Below are 18,276 nucleotides of genomic sequence, written 5' to 3' on the forward strand. Positions count from 1 at the left end.
CCGACAACCCGACCGCTCCACCCCCCGCTGAGCCGGGGGTGCCGCAGCCTGCTGCCGGTCCGTCCGTGTGCCCGCGTCACCCCGATCGGGAGGCGTACGTGCGCTGCCAGCGCTGCGGACGCCCCGCGTGCCCCGAGTGCCAGCGGCCCGCGGCCGTCGGCATCCAGTGCGTCGACTGCGTGCGCGAGGCGTCGCGCGCCATGCCTGGCGCGCGCACCGTCTTCGGTGGCCGTGCCACCGCCGGCACCCCCGTCGTCACCTACACGATCATCGCGATCTGCGCCGTCGTCTACCTGCTCCAGCGGGCCTACCCGCCCCTGACCGACCAGTTCGCCTTTCGCCCCGCCCTCGGCTGGACCGAGCCGTACCGCTTCGTCACGGCGGCCTTCCTCCACTCGCCGGAGACGATCTTCCACATCCTGCTCAACATGTTCGCGCTGTGGAGCCTCGGGCAGTACCTCGAGCCGCTGCTCGGTCGGGCCCGCTTCGCCGCGCTCTACCTCATCAGCGGCATCGGTGGGCAGGTCGGCGTCGTCCTGCTGGCCGGGTCCCCCACGATGTCCGGGCTGGTCGCCGGCCAGGATGTCGGGTGGCTGACCCCCGTCGTCGGTGCCTCCGGAGCGATCTTCGGCCTCTTCGGCGCCCTCCTCGTGCTCAACCGGCACCTCGGCCGCTCGTCGGCCTTCATGTACGCGACGATCGCCATCAACGCCGCCTTCGGCTTCATCTACCCCGGCATCGCCTGGCAGGCCCACCTCGGCGGTCTCGTGACCGGGCTCGCCTGCGCCGCCGTCATCATCGCGTTCCGACGCCAGGGCATTCGCCACCTCGTCTGGCTGGCCCTCGGCGCGGTCCTCGCCGTCGTCGTGGCCGCAGCGGTGGTCAAGTACCTATCGCTCCCGGAGGCCGTCCGGATGATCGACTCGAGCGCCTTCGGCCGCTGACGCCGCACGGCGCACGGTTGTCCACTGGCGCTCGACTGGTTTGTCCACAGCTCCGGGCGCTCGTCGACGAGCCAGTCCGCGATCAGGGCCGGATTGCTCCCGGGCGCCGGTCCTGCACACAGGATCCACATCCTGTGGACAACCGGTTCCACATGCCGACTGAGCACGGATTCCACAAGTATCCCCACCTCGAGTTGTCCACCGGTGTGGATAAACCTGTGGATGTAGTTACACGCATGTCATTCATCCCCAGCTGGGGACAACCGTGTGGAAAAGATGTCAACACCGTGTGGGCGCGTGTGGACGAACGGTCCCCCGACGACGGACGGAGGCCGTCGTCGATCCCCGGGACGACGAACGGCCCGCCCCCGGGATCAGGGACGGGCCGTGAGCGGTCCGAGCGCGGCCGGCGGCCGCGGCACGACGAGGTCAGCGCCAGCGCATCGTCATGATGAAGCCGGCCATGAGCAGGACGAAGCCCACGCCGAGGTTCCAGACGCCGATCGAGCCGATCGGGTACTTGTACTCCGTCACGTAGTAGACGACGATCCACAGCAGCCCGACGACGAGCAGCGTGATGAAGACCGGGGCCCACCACGTCGGGTTGGGCTCGGCCGCCTTGCTCTTCTGCGGCGGGGTGTAGGCGGTGGCCTTGTGGTCGCGGCCTCTGGACTCGGGCACTTGCTCTCTCCTTGCGTCGTGTGCGGCCCAGCGTAGTGCGTGACGCCGTGAACGCGCCCTCCTCGAGCCACGCTCGCTCGCACGCTCGGGGTGAGCGAGTCAGGAGTCCGGCGTGAGTCAGGGCAGAATGGCGGTGGGCGCGGAACGGCCGCGCCCGTGGAGGACGCAGGCATGACGGACGAGCCGAGGGCCGACGAGGCACAGGTGCACGAGCCCGCCCCCGACGGTGGGCCGGATGCCGCTGCCCCCGAGCCGCGCCGGCGGCCGCGCCTCACGTGGCGAGCGCTCGTGCCCGTCATCACCGCCGTGGCCGGCATCATGTTCTCGATGAGCTTCGTGGCCGCGCAGGGCCAGGACCTCCGCGCCGACCGCGACCTGCCGCAGCTCATCATGGACGGCGACGCGCGCGTCGCCGACAAGGCCGCACAGCTCGACACCCTCCAGAAGGAGGTCGACGCCCTGTCGAAGGCCAACGCGCCCTACGACAAGCGGCTCTCGACCCTCGCCGCCAAGGGCGACGCGCTCGCCGACACCGCCGCCGACACCAAGGTCTCCGGCCCGGCCGTCGAGGTCACCCTCGACGACGCGCACCGCAGCGCCGACTCGCTGCCCGACGGGTTCACCGCCGACGACATCGTCGTGCACCAGCAGGACGTGCAGGGCGTCGTCAACGCCCTGTGGCAGTCCGGCGCCGAGGCGATGATGATCCAGGACCAGCGCATCATCTCCACGAGCGCCGTGCGGTGCGTCGGCAACACCCTGATCCTCCAGGGCCGCGTCTACTCGCCGCCCTACCGCATCAAGGCGATCGGCGACGTCCAGTCGCTGCAGCTCGGCCTCGACAACGACCAGACCGTGCAGATCTACAAGCAGTACGTCGACGCCGTGGGTCTCGGCTACGGGGTGCAGACCCACTCCTCCCTGGAGTTCCCGGCATACTCGGGCACGGTCGACCTCCAGTACGCGGCCCCGATCCGCTGACCGGCCACCCCGCCCGAGACCCGACCACCGACCCGCAGCACCCGTGAGGCCCGCATGACCCGCATCCTCGTCGTCGACAACTACGACAGCTTCGTCTACACGATCGTCGGCTACCTCGAGCAGCTCGGCGCCGAGTGCGTCGTCGTGCGCAACGACGCCGTGGAACCTGGCGCCGTCGCCGAGTACGACGGCGTCCTCGTCTCCCCCGGCCCGGGCACGCCCGAGGCCGCGGGGATCTCGATGGACGTCATCCGCGAGTGCGCGCGTCTCGGCACCCCGATGTTCGGCGTCTGCCTCGGCCACCAGGCGCTCGGTGTCGTCGCCGGCGCGACCGTCGACCGGGCCCCCGAGCTGCTCCACGGCAAGACCTCCCTCGTGCACCACGACGGCACCGGCGTCCTCGAGGGCCTTCCCTCGCCGTTCACCGCGACGCGCTACCACTCGCTGACCATCGACCCGGCGACGCTCCCCGACGAGCTCGTCGCCACCGGCCACACCGACTCCGGTGTCGTCATGGCGGTGCGCCACCGCGACCTGCCCCTGCACGGGGTCCAGTTCCACCCCGAGAGCGTCCTCACCGAGGGCGGTCACCGGATGCTCGCGAACTTCCTCGCCATGTGCGGCGACACCGGGGCGGTCGCCCGGTCGGCGGGCCTGAGCCCGCTCGTCACCGCCGCCGTCTGAACACACGAGAGAGGGCCCGTCCGACCATGCGGTCGGACGGGCCCTCTCGTCGGCGCGCCGGGCGGCGGCTCAGGGTGCCACGGTCAGGGCAGGATCGGCGGGGGCGTCGTCGTCTCGGTCGTGGTGGGCGAGGGCGGCGGCACCGTGACCGTCGTCGTCGACGGCTGGGGCGTCGGGGTCCTGGCGACCTTGACGGTGATCGTCGACCCGGCCTTGACGACGTTGCCCGCGTTCTCGACGTCGAGCACCTGGTCGGCCGGCTTGTCGGAGTCGACCGGCTCCTTCTTCGGGTTGAGGCCCGCGTTCTGCAGGGAGATGACGGCCTGCGTCCAGTCCTTGCCGACGAGGTCGTCCGGCACCTTCACGTTGCCGGTGGCGTAGAAGATGGTGACGTCCGAGCCGGCCGCGACCGTCGAGTTGGCCGCCGGGTCGGTCTTGGTCACCTTGTTCTTGTCCTGGTCGGGGGTGTTCTCCTGGACGAACTTGACGACCTTGAAGCCCTGCTTCTCCAGCTCGGTCCGGGCGTCGTCCTTGTTCATCCCCGTGACGTCGGGCATCTGCACGCTGTCCGGGCCGGTCGAGACGACGAACCGGATGACGGACTGCTCCGCGACCTGCCCACCGGGCTTGGGGTCCTGGCTGATGACGCTGTCCTTGGGCACGGTCGTGCTCGGGGCGGTCGACTTCTCCCCGCGCAGGTTGTTCGCCGCGAGCGTCTGGGTGGCCTGGGCCTCCTGCATGTTGACGATCGAGGGCACCGCGACCATCTTGACGTCGGGGGTCTGGTTGCCGAACCACGTGACCGCGAGCCAGCCGATGAGGCCGAGCAGCACGAGCGCGAGGACGGTCACGAGCGCGGCCCGCCCCTTGTTGCCCTTGCGCTCCTCGTCCTCGTCGTGGCCGACGGCCGGCAGCCCGGCGGTGTTGCCGTACTGGGACCGACGCGTCACCGGCTGCACCGCCGTGGGCGCGCCCGCGGCGGCGTAGGACGCCGGGAGCGTCTGGGTCGCCGCGGCGCCGACGGCCGCGCCGGTGCCGAGGGCGGCCGCGCTGATCGGACGTCCGAGCCGGACGTTCTCGAGGTCGGCTCGGAACGCGGCGGCGTCCTGGTAGCGGGCGTCGCGGTCCTTCTCCAGCGCGTGCAGGGTCACGGCGTCGAGGTCGCCGCCCACGGCGTCGTTCCAGACGCTCGGCGGCTGCGGCAGCTCGCCGACGTGCTGGTAGGCGATGGCCACCGGCGAGTCGCCGGTGAAGGGCGGGCGGCCGGTGAGCAGCTCGAAGAGCATGCACCCGGTCGAGTAGAGGTCGGAGCGGGCGTCGACCGTCTGGCCCTGGGCCTGCTCGGGCGACAGGTACTGCGCCGTGCCGACCACCGACTGGGTCTGGGTCATCGTCGCCGCGGTGTCGGCGATGGCCCGGGCGATGCCGAAGTCCATGACCTTGACCGTGCCGTCGTCGGTGATCATGACGTTGGCCGGCTTGATGTCGCGGTGGACGATGCCCATGCGGTGGCTGTAGGCCAGCGCGTCGAGGACGCCCTCGGTGACCCGGATCGCCTCCGCGGGGTCGAGCTGCTGGTGCTCGGTCAGCTTCTGTCGCAGCGTCAGGCCGTCGACGTGCTCCATGACCATGTACGGCAGGTGCGTCCGCGTGCCGTTCGGGCCGTCGATGAAGGTGTCGTCCTCGCCGGAGTCGAAGATCGCGACGATCGAGGGGTGGTTGAGGCCGGCAGCCGACTGCGCCTCGCGACGGAACCGCATGAGGAAGTTCTGGTCGCGCGCGAGGTCCGAGCGCAGCATCTTGATGGCGACGGTGCGCCCGAGGCGGGTGTCGTGGCCGATGTGGACGTCGGCCATCCCGCCACGGCCGATGAGCTCGCCCACCTCGTAGCGTCCGCCGAGGATCCGGGGGGAAGTGGTCACGTCGCTGGCCCTCGTTCGGTCGGGTGCTGCCTCGTCGAATGCTGCGTCATCGTCGTCCGCTCGTCGTGCCATCTCGTCGGGCCGGTCGGTCATGTCAGTTCCCCTGGTCCTCGCCGTGGCCCTTGCCCTTCCCCTTGCCCTTCTTCTTGCCGGGCGGGGTGGGCGACTGGTCCGTGGTGGACGTGCTGGCGGATGCGGTGGGCGTGCTCGTGGGTGTCGTCGGGGTCGAGGTGCTCGTCGACGCGCCCGCGCCGCCCGGGCTCGTCACCGCCGGCGTCGACGGGGCCGGGTCGGGCGCGGCGCCCATCCGGCCACCGAGGGCGAAGGAGCCCCACGCGACGAGCAGGACGAGCGGGACGGCGAGCCAGGCCCAGCGCGGCGGGACGGCACGGCGCTCGCGGTCGCTGCCGCGTCCGGCGCCGCCCGGGTCGCCGAAGCTGGGGGTGTCGCCCCGGTGCGTCGGGGCCTCGGGCAGTCCCGCCACGGCGGCTCTCGCTGCCCCCGCGACTCCCGCTGCCCCCGCAACTCCTGCGGCGCCCGCCGCGCCCGCCGCGCCGACCCGGGCCGACGCATCGGTGCGGGGGTGGGCTGCGGTGAAGGCGCGCGTCGGGTCCAGGGCGGCGAGGGGCGCCGTGGCGTCGCTCGCGCCGAGCGGTGCCGGGGTGACGCCGGGAAGGGCGCCGAGCGGCATGCCGACGGCAGCGGCCACCTCGCTCACGGCGCGCGGACGATCGGCGGCGGTCTTGGCCAGACAGGCCTCGGCGATGTCGCGGAGGTCCTGCGGCACGGTGTCGGGCAGCGGCGGTGGTGGCTCGTTGACCTGCGCGAGAGCCGTGGCCACCGGCGTGCCCATGTCGAACGGCTTGACGCCGGTCAGCATCTCGTGGGCCACGATGCCGAGGGAGTAGATGTCGCTGGCTGCCGTCGCGGGCTCGCCGAGCGCCTGCTCGGGACTGATGTAGTCGGGGGTGCCGAGGACCTCGCCGGCGCGGGTGTGGCCCGAGCCGTCGCCGATGCGGGCGATGCCGAAGTCGGTGAGCTTGGCCTGCCCCTCACCGGTGACGATGATGTTGGCGGGCTTGACGTCGCGGTGCACGACGCCGGCCTCGTGGGCCGCCGACAGGGCGAGGGCGGCCTGGCCGAGGATCGAACGGACGTCGTCGGGCGCCATCCCGCCGTCGCTCTCGCGGATCAGGGTGCCGAGGGTGCGCCCCGGCACGAGCTCCATGACGATGTAGGCGACGTCGGCCTCCTCGCCGTAGTCGTACACGGCGGCGATGTTCGGGTGGTGCAGGCCGGCGCTGCCGCGCGCCTCGTCGCGGAACCGGTCGATGAACGTCGTGTCGTCGGGGTCGGCCGGACGCAGCACCTTGACCGCCACCGGACGCTCGAGGACGGTGTCGGTGGCCTCCCAGACGTCGCCCATCCCGCCCGACGCGATGCTCGTGTCGAGGGTGTAGCGCTGCCCGAGCGTCGTGCCGGGCTCGAGGAGGCTCATCGGCCGAGCACCGCCTCCATGACGTCCTTGGCGATCGGCGCCGCGACGCGTCCGCCGCCGACCTCGCTGCCGGTGACGCCGCCGTCCTCGACGACGACGGCAACGGCGACCTTCGGGTCGTCGGCCGGGGCGAAGCTGATGAACCAGGCGTGCGGCGGCTTGCCCTTCTCGTGCTGCGCGGTGCCGGTCTTGCCGGCCACCTGGACGCCGTTGATCTGCGCGCGGGCACCGCTGCCGTTGTCGACGACCGAGACCATCATCTTCGTCAGGATCGAGGCGGTCTGCTCCGACACGGCCTGCGACAGCTCGGTCGGGTCGGGCGTCGAGGAGATGACGTCGAGGTTGGCGCTGCGGACCGAGTCGATGATGTAGGGCGTCATGACGCGGCCCTTGTTCGCGATGCCCGCCGCGACCATGGCCATCTGCAGCGGGGTCGTCTTGACGTCGTACTGGCCGATGGCGGCCTGCGCCGACTGCGGCGCGTTCATGTCGGCCGGGACCGAGCTCGAGGCGGCGCGCAGTGGCACCTGGATGGAGTCGCCGAAGCCGAACTTGGCCGCCTGGGCGCGCAGCTTCTCGCCACCGAGGTCGAGCCCGAGCGAGCCGAACGCGGTGTTGCACGAGATCTCGAGCGCGTGGATGAGCGTCGTCTGGTTGTTCGGCCCGCACGGCTGGCCGGTCTCGTTCGGCAGGTTGGTGCTCGTGAGCGGCAGGTTGAGCTCGGCCGGCCCCGGCACCTTGGAGTTCTCGTCGGTGACGACACCGTTCTCGAGGGCCGCGGCCGCCGTGACCACCTTGAACGTCGAGCCGGGCGGGTAGAGGCTGCTCAGCGCCCGGTTGACGTACGCCTTGTCGGGGTCGCCGGCGAGCTTCTGCCAGGCCCTGGAGGCCTTGGTGAGGTCGTGGCTCGAGAGCGGGTTCGGGTCGTACTGCGGGTGGCTCACCATCGCGAGGATCGCGCCGGTCTTCGGGTCGAGCGCGACGACGGCGCCCTTGCTCTTGCCGAGGGCCTGGTCGGCGGCCTTCTGCGCCTTGGGGTCGATGGTCAGCTCGAGCGTCGCGCCGGCGGTCTTGCGCCCGGTGATGAGGTCGGTGACGCGCCGGACGAAGAGCGAGTCCGAGTCGCCCGTCAGGAGGTCGTCGGCAGCGTGCTCGAGGCCGTATGGCGCCCCCACGACGTAGCTGTAGAACCCGGTGACCTGCGAGTACAGCTCGCCCTGCGGGTACTGGCGCAGGAACTTGTACTGGTCGTCGACGGGGATCGACTTCGCCACGGCCTGCCCGCCGACGATGATCGAGCCCCGCTCGCGCGAGTAGCTGTCCAGCAGCGAGCGCTTGTTGGCGGCCATCGAGCCGAGCGACTTGGCCTGGACGAACTGGATGACCGTCGCCGACACGAGCAGTGCCGTGAAGAGCACCGCCATGAGCAGCGAGAGGCGTCGGATCGGGGTGTTCACGGCATCCTCACCACCTGGGTGACCTCGGCCGGGGCGGGGTCGTCGACCGCGACGCCGACCGGGATCTCCGGCATCGGGCGTCGGGCCTGGTCGGAGATGCGCAGCAGCAGCGCGGTGATGACCCAGTTCGCGAGCAGCGAGGAACCACCGAGGGACATGAAGGGCGTCGTCAGGCCGGTCAGCGGGATGACCCGGGTGACGCCGCCGATGACGATGAACACCTGGAAGGCGACGGAGAAGGCGAGTCCGATGGCCAGGAGCTTGCCGAAGCCGTCGCGCACACCGAGAGCCGTGCGGACGCCGCGCTCGCAGAAGATGATGTAGAGCACGAGGATGCCGAGGGTGCCGAAGAGGCCGAGCTCCTCGCCGAGGCTCGGGAAGATGAAGTCGCTCTCGGCGAAGGAGGTGAGCCACGGGCGTCCCGCGCCGAGCCCGGTGCCGGTGAGGCCACCGGCCGCCATGCCCCACAGGCCGTTGGCCAGCTGGTTCGAGATGTCGAGGCTCTGCTGGGAGAACGGGTCCATCCAGAGGTCGACGCGCTTGGTGAAGTGCGAGAACGCCGACAGCGCGAACGCGACGGCCGCCGCGAACAGCAGCAGGCCGATGACGATCCACGACGTGCGCTCGGTGGCGACGTAGAGCATGGCGACGAAGAGGCCGAAGAAGAGCAGCGCCGTGCCGAGGTCGCTCTGGAAGACGAGGATGAGCAGGCACATCACCCAGGCCACGACGATCGGTCCGAGGTCGCGTCCACGCGGGAAGGTGAAGCCGAGGACCTTCTTGCCGGCCAGTGACAGGACGTCGCGCGTCTGCACGAGGTAGCCGGCGAAGAAGACGGCGAAGGCGATCTTGGCGAACTCGCCCGGCTGGAAGTTCATCGGGCCGATGGAGATCCAGATCTGCGAGCCGTTGATCGACCGGCCGAGGCCCGGCACCAGGGGCGCCAGGAGCAGCACGAGCCCGGCCGCCATCGACACGTACGTGTACCGGCGCAGCAGCCGGTGGTCGCGCAGCGCGACGATGACGGCGACGGCGAGCACGACGGCGAGCGTCGTCCAGATGATCTGGCGGTAGGCGTCGCCGTCGGTGCCGAGCTTGCCGCGGGCGAGGTCGAGGCGGTGGATCATGACGAGGCCGAGGCCGTTGAGGACCGTGGCGATCGGCAGCAGCACCGGATCGGCGTAGGCGGCCTTCCACCGGAGCACGAGGTGCACGGCGACGGTGAGCAGCGTGAAGCCGCCGGCCACCGGGATGATGTTCGCCGGCACCGTGCCGTTGCGGTTGAGGTCGGTGGTGACCCACGCGAGCAGGACGATGCCGATGGCCAGGATCAGCAGCCCCAGCTCGGCGTTGCGGCGCGTGCGCGACGTCAGGGGCTCGACGGTCGTCGTCATGCCGGCACCCCCGTCGTCACCGCCGTGGAGAGTGTCACGGAGCCCGTCGAGGGCAGCGTCGGAAGCGCGGCCGGCTTCGCGGTCGTCGACGGACGCGGCGTGGGCGTGGACGGGGCCGGCGTCGTGGGCGCCGGCGTCGTCGGGGAGGGCGTGCTCGGCGTCGGTGTCGGCGTCGGCTGCGGGGTGGTGCCGCACGGCGTGCCGGTGATGGCGAGGTGCTGGCAGCGCATCGCCTCGTCGCGGAGACGGTCGACCTTGCCCTCGGCGTCGGGCAGGTCGCGGGCCGGGATCGTGTTGTCCACCGAGCCCTGCACGTCGGAGGGCAGGTCGCTGACCAGGACCTCAGACTCGGTCTCGACCCTGGACAGCGCGACCGGGCCGAGGTCGGCCGAGACGCCCCGGAAGATCGCGACGTGCCCGTTGCTCGCCGCGACGTAGAACTGCTTCTGCGACCACGCGTACGCGGCGTAGCCGCCGGCGCCGAGGATCGCCGCGACGACCACGGCGCCGACCGAGCGTCGGGCCACCTTCGCCCGGCGCGAGCGGGCCGGGCCCTCGGCGAGCTCGACGTGGGACTCGTCGTCGTCGGTGGCCTTGTCGCGGCCCGTGGCGGCGCGCGAGAGCGCCGCAGCCTTCTCGGCCGGCGAGGTCGGGATGGCGCGGGTGCGGTTCGGAAGGCGCTTGGCCGCCGCCCCGACGACCTGCGGCACGGTGACCGGCAGGTCGTCCCCGTCGGCGTCGACGACCTCGGCGACGATGACCGTGACGTTGTCGCGGGTGCTGGCCTTGAGCGCCACCTCGATGCAGCGGTCGGCGGCGTCGTCGGGCGTGCGGGCCTCGCGGAGGATCTCCTCGATGACGTCGGCGCCGACGAAGTCGGACAGGCCGTCGGAGCACAGGAGGAAGCGGTCGCCGATCTTCGCCTCGCGCAGCGAGGTGTCCGGCTCGTCGTCGGGCTGGCCCGTCATGACGCGTGTGACGACGGAGCGCTGCGGGTGGGTGCCGGCCTCCTCGCGGGAGATCCGGCCCTCGTCGATGAGCTGCTGGACGAAGGAGTGGTCCTTCGTGATCTGGGAGAACGTGTCGCCGCGGAGCATGAAGGCGCGGGAGTCGCCGATGTGCGCCATGGCCAGCTTGTTGCCGGTGCGGAGCATGACGATGGTCGTGCTGCCCATGCCGGCGAGGTCGGCGTTCTCGCGCATGGCGCGGGTCAGCTTGGCGTTGGCCGAGTGCAGTGCCTCCTCGAGCAGCGGCACGGCCTGGTCGGCGGTGACGTCCTCCTCGTCGAGGGGGGCGAGCTCGCCCACGATCATCGAGCTGGCGACGTCGCCGGCGGCGTGGCCGCCCATGCCGTCGGCGAGCACGAGCAGGTTGGGGCCGGCGTAGCCGGAGTCCTCGTTCCGGGACTTGGGTCCCAGACCGAGGTCGGAGCGCGCGGCGTAGCGCAGGGCGATGGCCATCCGGTCAGCCCCGCAGCTCGAGGACCGTCTTGCCGATGCGCAGCGTCGTGCCCACCTCGACCGGGCGTGAGCCGGTCAGCTTGTCGCGGCCGATGAACGTGCCGTTGGTCGAGCCGAGGTCCTCGACGAGCCAGCCGTCGCGGCCCGGGTCGGGGTAGATGCGGCAGTGCCGGCCCGACGCGTAGTCGTCGTCGAGCACGAGCGCGCACTCGGGGTTGCGGCCGATGAGGATGCCGCTGCTGCGCAACGGCAGCGAGGTGCCGGTGAGCGGTCCCTCCGTGACGACGAGGGTGGTCGGGATCGTCTTGCGCCCCCGGGGCCGACGTGACGCGGCACCGGCCGCGCCACCTGCGGCCGCACCCGCAGCGCCGGCCGCACCCGCGGCACCGGCTGCCGCGCCCCCGACGGCGGCGGGCTGGCGCCTGGCGCGCGCCCGCTCCTTCTCCTGCGCCTTCTCCTGGGCCTTGGCGGCCTTGCGCTTGGTCCGGCGGCTCACCGACGTGCCGTAGATGTCGGTGCGCAGCACGGCGACGACGCTGAAGATGAAGATCCACAGCAGCGCGAGCAGACCCAGCCGCAGCAGGGTCAGGGTGAGTTCACTCATGCATCACCAGGTGTCGTCGGGGTGGTCACGTGGGTCATCGCCGCCCGGCCCGGAAGGTGGCGGTGGTGCGCCCGAGGGTGAGGCGGTCCCCGTCCTGCAGCCGCTGGCTCGCGATGCGCTCGCCGTTGACGAACGTGCCGTTCGTGGAGTTGAGGTCGCGGATCGAGGTGACGAGGTGCGGGCCATCGGTGGTGACGCGGATCTCGCTGTGGCGCCGGGACACCCCGGGGTCGTCGACGACGATGTCGGCGGAGTCGTCGCGCCCGAGCGTCGTCAGCGCGCCGAGGAGCGGGTAGCGGTCGCCGCTGATGTCGAGCCACGGGCGGGCCGAGGGGTTGCTCCGGGCACCCGGACGCGGCCCTGGCGGCTCGTCGACCATCGTGCCGCTCGGCGTCTGCGGCCGAGGGGCGGGGGCGGGCTCGCGCGCCGGAGCCCCGGGAGCCCCGGACGACCCGGCTGCGCCGCCGGCTCGCTTGGCCGTGGCGGGACGGACGCGAAAGACGCCGGTCTCGAGGCCCTCGCCCTCGACGAGGTCGACCTCGAGCGGGCCGCCGGGCTGGTACCCCTGGGAGTCGGCGTGCTCCTGGGCGGCCGCAACAAGGTCGTCGGTGAGGTCGTCCTCGTAGTCACCGAGGCGCTCGTAGTCGGTCGGGCTGAGCTCGATCGTGTAGAGGTTGGGCACCATGGCCCGGCCGTGACCGACGATCGCGGCGCGGTCGTCCATCGCGCGCCGGATGGCCGAGGCGATCTCGACGGGCTGGACCTCAGACTTGAACGCCTTCGCGAAGGCACCATGGACAGCCTTGGCCAGACCGTGCTCGACACGGTTGATGAGTCCCACGCCGTCTCCTCCTTCGTCATGCGCGCTTGCCGCTGGGCGCTTCATCGTAACCGGGTCACCCGTGCAAGGCCCCAACCGACGGGCGGTGGGTAAGGGTCCGGAAAGACCGTTTCGCCCCACGCCACGCGTGGTCAGCAGGTTTGATGTGTCGCGGAAGCATGGGACCATCGCGGAGGGTCCGTGAGCGGGCCCCGCACGTGGCAGGCCAGCAAGGAGCGCTCGATGAGCAACGACGAGACCGGCAACACCGAGGGCCAGGGCATCCCCGGCTTCTCCTCGAACAACCGGGTCCCTGGGGGGTTCGCGCTGCCCATTCCCGTCGCGACGGGTTCGCCCGAGGACCAGCCCTCGAGCGACCCGTGGTCCACCACGTGGGACGACGACTCGTGGCAGTCGGAGGAGGCCGCGTCCGAGCAGACCGCACCGGAGGCGTCGGGCGGCAACACGTGGAGCGACCCCTACGCCGCGGGCGAGGGCACGTCTTCGGCGGCCGACGACGCGTCGGGCTCGGGTGGCTCGACCGGCACGGCCGGCGACTTCAGCGCCTACGAGGGTGAGTACGACTCCTCCTACTCCGGCGGATACGCGCCGAACGGGTCGACGCAGAACGGCTGGTCCACGTGGGACTCCGGCAGCGGCAGCACCGAGGCCGACGAGTCGACGCGCCACTGGCAGTCCCTGCAGCACGACGCCGAGGTGGCCGACGCCTCGCAGGAGGAGTACTCCGGTTGGGTCCCGGCGGGGTCGTCCTCTGACCGCTCGAGCACCTCGACCGACACCGACGCGCCGACCAGCCGCTTCTCCACCGACCACTCGAGCGCCCGAGACGCGTTCGCGGCCACGCCGGCCGTCGACCCCGACGTCGCCGCGGCGGCCGAGGAACTGGGGCACAGCTACGACCTCACGCCGGTCGACCGCGCCGGAAACTCCGACCGCCCGAGCGCCGAGGACCTCATCACGGCCCGCTCCAAGGGTGAGCGCCAGAAGGTCAAGGCCAACTCGGGCCTGCGCAAGGCCTTCGGCCTCGGCCCGAGCAGCAAGGAGCTGCTCGAGCGCGACCGCATCGACCGCATCGCCCGGCCCCTCAACGGCCGCAAGACGATCATGGTCATCAACACCAAGGGCGGTGGCGGCAAGACCCTCGTCACCCTCATGCTGGCCAGCTACCTCGGCCGGTACCGCTCCGGCTCGGTCCTCGCGTGGGACAACAACGAGACCGAGGGCACGCTCGGCATGCGCGCGCCGTCGCAGAGCCACCACCGCACGGTCGTCGACCTGCTCGGTGCGCTGCCGACCATCGCCGGCGACCCGAACGCCGGCACGTCCGAGCTCGAGCACTGGGTGCGCGAGCAGCGGGGCCTCTCGTTCGACGTGCTGGCCTCGGCCGACGACGACGAGGCGATGCGCATCATCGGCGAGCAGGAGTTCGAGGACCTCCACACGCAGCTCTCGCGCTTCTACCGGATGATCATCGTCGACACCGGCAACAACCGCCTCGCGCCGAACTGGCTCGCGGCGGCCGCCCGCGCCGACATGCTCGTCTTCGCCACCTCCCTCAAGGACGACACCTCCGTCGTCGCTGCCAAGAACCTCGACGCGCTCGTCGCGATGGGCCGCGGCGACCTCGTGCGCAACGCCGTCTGCGTCATCTCGCACACGTCGGCCAAGGGCAACGACATCGGCGCCGGCGTCCACACGCGCGAGCACTTCGAGCAGTGGGTGCGAGGCGTCGTCGACATCCCCTACGACCCGATGCTCGCCCCGGGCCTGCACCTCGACCCGCTCAAGATCAGCAAGAAGACGCACGACGCCTGCATGGAGATGGCCGCGGTCGTCGTCGACGGCCTCTGACACCCGGTCGTCGCCTGATCGTCGCCCGACGCGTCCGTCCCCCGGCTGGGTGCGGGCGCGTCGTCGCGTCTGTGGTGCGGTCGTCGGGTATGCCGGTGCCATGGCCCGGATCGCGCTGACCGGAGCCGCCGGACGCATCGCGACGTCGCTGCGGCCGCGCCTGCACGCCGCGGGGCACGACCTCGTCCTGCTCGACGCCGTGCCCGTGCCCGATGCGGGGCCCGGTGAGCGGGTCGTCGAGGCGGACCTGCGCGATGTCGAGGCGCACGCCGAGGCGTTCGCCGGCGCCGAGCTGGTGGTGCACCTGGGCGGCCTGTCCGACGAGCGGCCGTGGGACGACCTGCTCGCCGTGAACGTCGACGGCACGCGCGCGGTGCTCGACGCGGTGGTTCGGGCCGGCGTCGGACGCGTCCTGCTCGCGAGCTCGGTCCACGCCGCCGGCTACGTGCCCGTCGGCGACCCGGCCACCCCCGTGGGGATGCCGCTGCCGGCGCCGGACACCTACTACGGCGCCAGCAAGGCGGCGGTCGAGGCGCTGGGCGGGCTCTACGCCGGACGGTTCGGCGTGACCGTCGTCAGCGCCCGGATCATGACGTTCGGCGAGGAGCCGAGTGGGCGCTCCTCGCTGCGTTGGTGGTTGTCGGCCGACGACATGGCGCGCCTCGTCGAGGCGGTGCGCTCGACCGACGCGGGTGGCCACCACGTCGTGTGGGGCGTGTCGGCGAACGCCCGGGGACACGTCGACCTCGGCCCGGGCGCCGGCATCGGGTTCGTGCCGGTCGACGACGCGCGGACGTGGGTGGATGAGGGGCGCATCGGCTCCGGCTCGGCGGTCGAGGTGCCGGGTGCGGTGCTCGGCGGAGGGTTCGCCGACCCCGCCTACCGCCTCGGCGAGCCGCACGGCGGAGCCCCGACGCGGACGTGACGGGCGCCGGGCCGGGCCCGGTTTGGCGATCCGACGGGCTATGCACCACACTGTCCTCTTGTCACGCGCGAGTGGCGGAACGGCAGACGCGCTGGCTTCAGGTGCCAGTGTCCGAAAGGGCGTGGGGGTTCAAATCCCCCCTCGCGCACGCGATGACGAAGGGCCCCAGTTCTCGTAACTGGGGCCCTTTCGCATAGGTGGGGCCCTTCGTCATCGCGTGCGCGTCCGCCGGGATTTGAGGAGGAGCTGGGAGCCGGCCGAGGAACGAGGCCGGGTCCCAGCGACGGAGTCCCCCCTCGCGCATGGGCAGGCGCAACGGCTCCCCCCTCCCCCCGGGCGTCGCGGCGCCGCGTGCCCGGGGCCGACGTGGATGCCCTCTAGGAGGCCACGTTCGGCTGAGGTTCGGGATCGGTGAGGAGAGCCTTGCCGCCGAGGTCGCGCACGGCCGCGGCGACGCGGTCACGGACACGGTCGATCTGCTGGTGTCCGGCGACGAGCCCGTTCTGCTCGGTCCAGGTGAGCACCTCGAAGACGCCACTGCAGCCCGAGCCGTCGTCGAGATCGGCCAGGCGGACCCGGGCGCGGAAGCTCGCGTTGAGCTTGCTGCCGAAGGTGAAGCACACCTGGTGGGCGTCACGCTCCGACAGGTAGAGGCCGCCTACGACGGCGGGAGGTGAGTCGTAGGCATTGACGGTGGCGACCACGGCGTCCAGGACCTGATCGACCGGGCGCGGCGCGGACAGTCCCAGGCCCTGTCGGGTAGCCCGCCGGCCGGCGTGGTGTGTGCCGCGGAAGAGGATCTTCTGGTTCACCTTCCGGTTCGCCGCCTGCGTCATCTTGCGCCAGATCCAGAGCACCCCGAAGAGAGCGACCATGACCAGCACCGCGAAGGAGGGCGAGCTGGTCAGGTCCGATGAGCTCGTCATGGCCTGCGGGAGGGCTGCGAAGGTCATCGGTCTGCGTCCCGACGCTTCTGGTAGACGCCGACGCCGATGGCGACCACGAGGAGGATCGGGATGGACCAGATCGGGACCCGCACGCCTGCTTCGGCCAGCGGGAGGTGGTACAGGTGCTCAAGGCTCATTGAGGTCTTCTCCTTCGTCGTCTGGCCCGTCGGGCCCGGTCGTGTGTCGGGGTCGACCGGCAGCCACCGCGAGGCTGTGCAGTGGTTGGCCGTGCCGGTGGCAGGAAACGTAGGTGCCGCGGGCGATCGGGACCGGGTCGTTGTGGAACTCGGTGGAACCCGCAATCGGGGAGGTGGACGGGTGCTTGCCGCCGTCGAGGCACGTGCGGATACTGACCTCGGTGCGCGCGCCGTCATCGGTCGGTTCGGGGCGCAACGGGGCACCACGGGGTATGGACAGGGTCGACGGGTCGGGGGCACGACCACCGTGGGCAGGGGGAGCTATGTCCGATCGGCGTCAGCCGGACCGTCGAGCGATCCTGCCCGAGGACGGCACCCCGTACGCCGGCGCATATGTGGATGTCGCGGCCCGCGTCGCCTGGCTGCTGCGTGTGCACCGGCTGCTGTCGGCCCAGCCGGACACCGTGTCACTGGCCGGGTTCGCACGCAGGCTGGCGGCTGCGGGGCTGCCGGCCGACCCTTCGCGGATCAGCAGGTGGGAGACAGGGGCCGTGGCGCCGTCCGCGGACGTCATGACGGCGTACGAGGTGGCGCTCCAGCTGGAGCCGGGGCAGCTGCTCGCGGTCTGCCAGGGTCTGGGTCACTCCGTCCTGTCTCGTCACCGTGCCTGGGTCACGACGCCTGCGGTGGACGAGCACCGGCAGGAACGGCTCGATGACGCGTACGAGCGCGTCGTGGACGCGCAGGGGCGGGGCGGCGACTGGCTCGCCCTCGCCGGGCTGCTGACCGGTCCGCAGCCGGCTCTGGTGCCGCAGCGGATCGTCGAAGAACTGACGAACCAGCTCGTCGATGAGATGACGCGGTCGGTCGGGGTGGCCTACTACACGCGTTTCGAGGCGCTGTGCCGGTTGGCGGCCTCGGTGCGCACGGCGCCCGTCGTCGCGCGCGGCGTGACAGCGACGATCCACGCGGAAGGGGCCCAGTCGATCCTGGATGCGATGACGCTCTACGGGGAGATCCCGCACCCGCGCATGGTGGCGACCTTGACCAGGGTCGCCGGCCGCGACGGTGGCCGTCACCGTCTCGGGGCGGTGCACGCCCTGTTGAACATGGTGCTGCTGGGGACGCTGCCACTCTCGACGATGCCGATGGTGGAGACGCTGGGTGTGCACCTGCTGGATCCCAGGGGTGACGCGCCGGGCCAGCGGCTGGGGCACCTGCTCTCCGCGCGGCTCCCAGCCGAGTCTCGGCAGCGGGTCTCCGGGCGGAGCGGTGTCCGGGTCGCCACCCCGATGTCACCGTCGCGACGCAGCCATGAGCTGCCCTCGTCGCTGCCGCAGTACGTGTCCGCTGCAGGCCTGTTCAGCGGCATCGTGCAGGACCCGATGCTGGCCCGGCTCCTGCGGGAGTTCCTTGCCGGGGAGTTCGTCGAGCGACAGCACCAGGCGGCGCTGCTGCTGCTTGCCAGTCCGTACCGTCCTGTTCTGGCCGACACCGCCCTGCGGTTGGCGACCGAGCCCGGTGAGGCCGCGACGGCCGCCGTGCACCTGCTGACCTATCTGGCGTCGGCCGAGCACGCGCCCGCCCTGCGGGAGCTGCTCACCACGGCGGATCCGCAGCTGCGGGGCGGGATCCTGCGGGCGCTGGCCCACGCCGATCGCGACCCGCTCGGCGGGCACGGCCCGGAAGGGAACGCGAAGGAGCCGACGAGTGGGCCAGCGACGGAGGGCGCACCGTCGCTCTGGACGGTGGAAGGCCTTGCCGCGGCGGGCGTCAGCGATGTCGAGATCCTCTACGCCGCGGGCATGAGCGGCCATCCGGTGCTGGAGCGTCTGATGGCGTCGCCGGAGGAGCCGCACGAACGGCGTGCGGCGGCCCGGTGGTGGCGGGAGCACGGCCCGGCAGTCCGGACCTGACGGGCCGGAGGCGCCGTGTGGCGGGTGCCGAGCC

Annotated in this window: 16 protein-coding genes and 1 tRNA gene; 7 read left to right on the forward strand and 10 right to left on the reverse strand. The window is 71.9% G+C overall.

Features of this window, described 5'->3' with window-relative positions; genetic code table 11:
- Positions 1–98 precede the first annotated feature (98 nt).
- Entirely contained in the window at positions 99–944 is an 846-nt protein-coding gene (locus tag AC3A5R_RS11065; protein ID WP_487620814.1) for a rhomboid family intramembrane serine protease, read from the forward strand.
- Positions 945–1,373: 429 nt separating this feature from the next.
- Here the strand turns inward: AC3A5R_RS11065 and AC3A5R_RS11070 are convergent, their stop codons facing one another.
- Positions 1,374–1,625, reverse strand: coding sequence for a cell division protein CrgA (locus AC3A5R_RS11070; RefSeq protein ID WP_076264151.1), 252 nt, complete (start codon positions 1,623–1,625; stop codon positions 1,374–1,376).
- Positions 1,626–1,796: 171 nt separating this feature from the next.
- Between AC3A5R_RS11070 and AC3A5R_RS11075 the strand changes: the two genes are divergently transcribed.
- Positions 1,797–2,606 carry a DUF881 domain-containing protein gene (locus tag AC3A5R_RS11075; RefSeq protein ID WP_487620815.1) on the forward strand — a complete coding sequence of 270 codons (810 nt, stop codon included), beginning with the start codon at positions 1,797–1,799 and terminating at the stop codon, positions 2,604–2,606.
- Positions 2,607–2,660: 54 nt separating this feature from the next.
- The gene (locus AC3A5R_RS11080) at positions 2,661–3,290 is read left to right on the forward strand and encodes an aminodeoxychorismate/anthranilate synthase component II (protein ID WP_487620816.1); all 630 of its coding nucleotides are present in this window, start codon (positions 2,661–2,663) and stop codon (positions 3,288–3,290) included.
- An 83-nt stretch (positions 3,291–3,373) separates the two neighbouring features.
- Here the strand turns inward: AC3A5R_RS11080 and pknB are convergent, their stop codons facing one another.
- The 7 genes from pknB to AC3A5R_RS11115 all read right to left on the reverse strand — a co-directional run bounded on the left by pknB (position 3,374) and on the right by AC3A5R_RS11115 (position 12,466).
- Positions 3,374–5,212, reverse strand: coding sequence for a Stk1 family PASTA domain-containing Ser/Thr kinase (gene pknB / locus AC3A5R_RS11085; protein WP_487620817.1), 1,839 nt, complete (start codon positions 5,210–5,212; stop codon positions 3,374–3,376).
- A 94-nt stretch (positions 5,213–5,306) separates the two neighbouring features.
- Positions 5,307–6,710, reverse strand: a complete 1,404-nt coding sequence (locus AC3A5R_RS11090; RefSeq protein ID WP_487620818.1) for a serine/threonine-protein kinase — start codon at positions 6,708–6,710, stop codon at positions 5,307–5,309.
- Positions 6,707–8,167, reverse strand: coding sequence for a peptidoglycan D,D-transpeptidase FtsI family protein (locus AC3A5R_RS11095; RefSeq protein ID WP_487620819.1), 1,461 nt, complete (start codon positions 8,165–8,167; stop codon positions 6,707–6,709). The genes AC3A5R_RS11090 and AC3A5R_RS11095 overlap by 4 nt, the downstream gene beginning before the upstream one ends.
- Positions 8,164–9,561 (reverse strand): FtsW/RodA/SpoVE family cell cycle protein, encoded by a 1,398-nt coding sequence (locus AC3A5R_RS11100; RefSeq protein ID WP_487620820.1) that lies wholly within the window; start codon positions 9,559–9,561, stop codon positions 8,164–8,166. Before AC3A5R_RS11100 ends, AC3A5R_RS11095 begins: the two co-directional genes overlap by 4 nt.
- Positions 9,558–11,021, reverse strand: coding sequence for a PP2C family protein-serine/threonine phosphatase (locus AC3A5R_RS11105; RefSeq protein WP_487620821.1), 1,464 nt, complete (start codon positions 11,019–11,021; stop codon positions 9,558–9,560). Before AC3A5R_RS11105 ends, AC3A5R_RS11100 begins: the two co-directional genes overlap by 4 nt.
- Before the next feature lie 4 nt (positions 11,022–11,025).
- Positions 11,026–11,625, reverse strand: coding sequence for an FHA domain-containing protein FhaB/FipA (locus AC3A5R_RS11110; RefSeq protein WP_487620822.1), 600 nt, complete (start codon positions 11,623–11,625; stop codon positions 11,026–11,028).
- 34 nt (positions 11,626–11,659) lie between these two features.
- Complete coding sequence (locus AC3A5R_RS11115) at positions 11,660–12,466, reverse strand: FHA domain-containing protein (protein WP_487620823.1); 807 nt, start codon at positions 12,464–12,466, stop codon at positions 11,660–11,662.
- 222 nt (positions 12,467–12,688) lie between these two features.
- Here AC3A5R_RS11115 and AC3A5R_RS11120 point away from each other — a divergent pair, with 222 nt between their 5' ends.
- The 3 genes from AC3A5R_RS11120 to AC3A5R_RS11130 all read left to right on the forward strand — a co-directional run bounded on the left by AC3A5R_RS11120 (position 12,689) and on the right by AC3A5R_RS11130 (position 15,390).
- A complete protein-coding gene (locus AC3A5R_RS11120; RefSeq protein WP_487620824.1) occupies positions 12,689–14,317 on the forward strand; it encodes a MinD/ParA family ATP-binding protein in 1,629 nt (542 codons plus the stop codon).
- Positions 14,318–14,417: 100 nt separating this feature from the next.
- Positions 14,418–15,242: an NAD-dependent epimerase/dehydratase family protein gene (locus AC3A5R_RS11125; RefSeq protein ID WP_487620825.1), complete on the forward strand. Its 825-nt coding sequence runs from the start codon at positions 14,418–14,420 to the stop codon at positions 15,240–15,242.
- Between the two features lie 65 nt (positions 15,243–15,307).
- Positions 15,308–15,390, forward strand: a tRNA-Leu gene (locus AC3A5R_RS11130).
- A 229-nt stretch (positions 15,391–15,619) separates the two neighbouring features.
- On the opposite strand, the gene AC3A5R_RS11135 is transcribed toward AC3A5R_RS11130, so the two are convergent.
- Both AC3A5R_RS11135 and AC3A5R_RS11140 read right to left on the reverse strand, forming a co-directional pair.
- Entirely contained in the window at positions 15,620–16,195 is a 576-nt protein-coding gene (locus tag AC3A5R_RS11135) for a hypothetical protein (protein ID WP_487620826.1), read from the reverse strand.
- Positions 16,192–16,326, reverse strand: a complete 135-nt coding sequence (locus tag AC3A5R_RS11140; protein ID WP_487620827.1) for a hypothetical protein — start codon at positions 16,324–16,326, stop codon at positions 16,192–16,194. Before AC3A5R_RS11140 ends, AC3A5R_RS11135 begins: the two co-directional genes overlap by 4 nt.
- Positions 16,327–16,898: 572 nt before the next feature.
- Here AC3A5R_RS11140 and AC3A5R_RS11145 point away from each other — a divergent pair.
- Positions 16,899–18,242, forward strand: a complete 1,344-nt coding sequence (locus AC3A5R_RS11145; protein WP_487620828.1) for a hypothetical protein — start codon at positions 16,899–16,901, stop codon at positions 18,240–18,242.
- Positions 18,243–18,276 lie beyond the last annotated feature (34 nt).

It is taken from the genome of Intrasporangium sp. Soil_C_50 (assembly GCF_057656595.1).

Excerpts from the sequence above, each read along its gene's own strand:
- AC3A5R_RS11120 (WP_487620824.1), top strand. The coding sequence starts at position 12,689 with ATGAGCAACGACGAGACCGGCAACACCGAGGGCCAGGGCATCCCCGGC.
- AC3A5R_RS11100 (WP_487620820.1), bottom strand. The coding sequence starts at position 9,561 with ATGACGACGACCGTCGAGCCCCTGACGTCGCGCACGCGCCGCAACGCC.
- AC3A5R_RS11075 (WP_487620815.1), top strand. The coding sequence starts at position 1,797 with ATGACGGACGAGCCGAGGGCCGACGAGGCACAGGTGCACGAGCCCGCC.
- AC3A5R_RS11080 (WP_487620816.1), top strand. The coding sequence starts at position 2,661 with ATGACCCGCATCCTCGTCGTCGACAACTACGACAGCTTCGTCTACACG.
- AC3A5R_RS11090 (WP_487620818.1), bottom strand. The coding sequence starts at position 6,710 with ATGAGCCTCCTCGAGCCCGGCACGACGCTCGGGCAGCGCTACACCCTC.
- AC3A5R_RS11145 (WP_487620828.1), top strand. The coding sequence starts at position 16,899 with ATGACGGCGTACGAGGTGGCGCTCCAGCTGGAGCCGGGGCAGCTGCTC.
- AC3A5R_RS11125 (WP_487620825.1), top strand. The coding sequence starts at position 14,418 with ATGGCCCGGATCGCGCTGACCGGAGCCGCCGGACGCATCGCGACGTCG.
- AC3A5R_RS11135 (WP_487620826.1), bottom strand. The coding sequence starts at position 16,195 with ATGACCTTCGCAGCCCTCCCGCAGGCCATGACGAGCTCATCGGACCTG.
- AC3A5R_RS11140 (WP_487620827.1), bottom strand. The coding sequence starts at position 16,326 with ATGAGCCTTGAGCACCTGTACCACCTCCCGCTGGCCGAAGCAGGCGTG.
- AC3A5R_RS11105 (WP_487620821.1), bottom strand. The coding sequence starts at position 11,021 with ATGGCCATCGCCCTGCGCTACGCCGCGCGCTCCGACCTCGGTCTGGGA.
- AC3A5R_RS11110 (WP_487620822.1), bottom strand. The coding sequence starts at position 11,625 with ATGAGTGAACTCACCCTGACCCTGCTGCGGCTGGGTCTGCTCGCGCTG.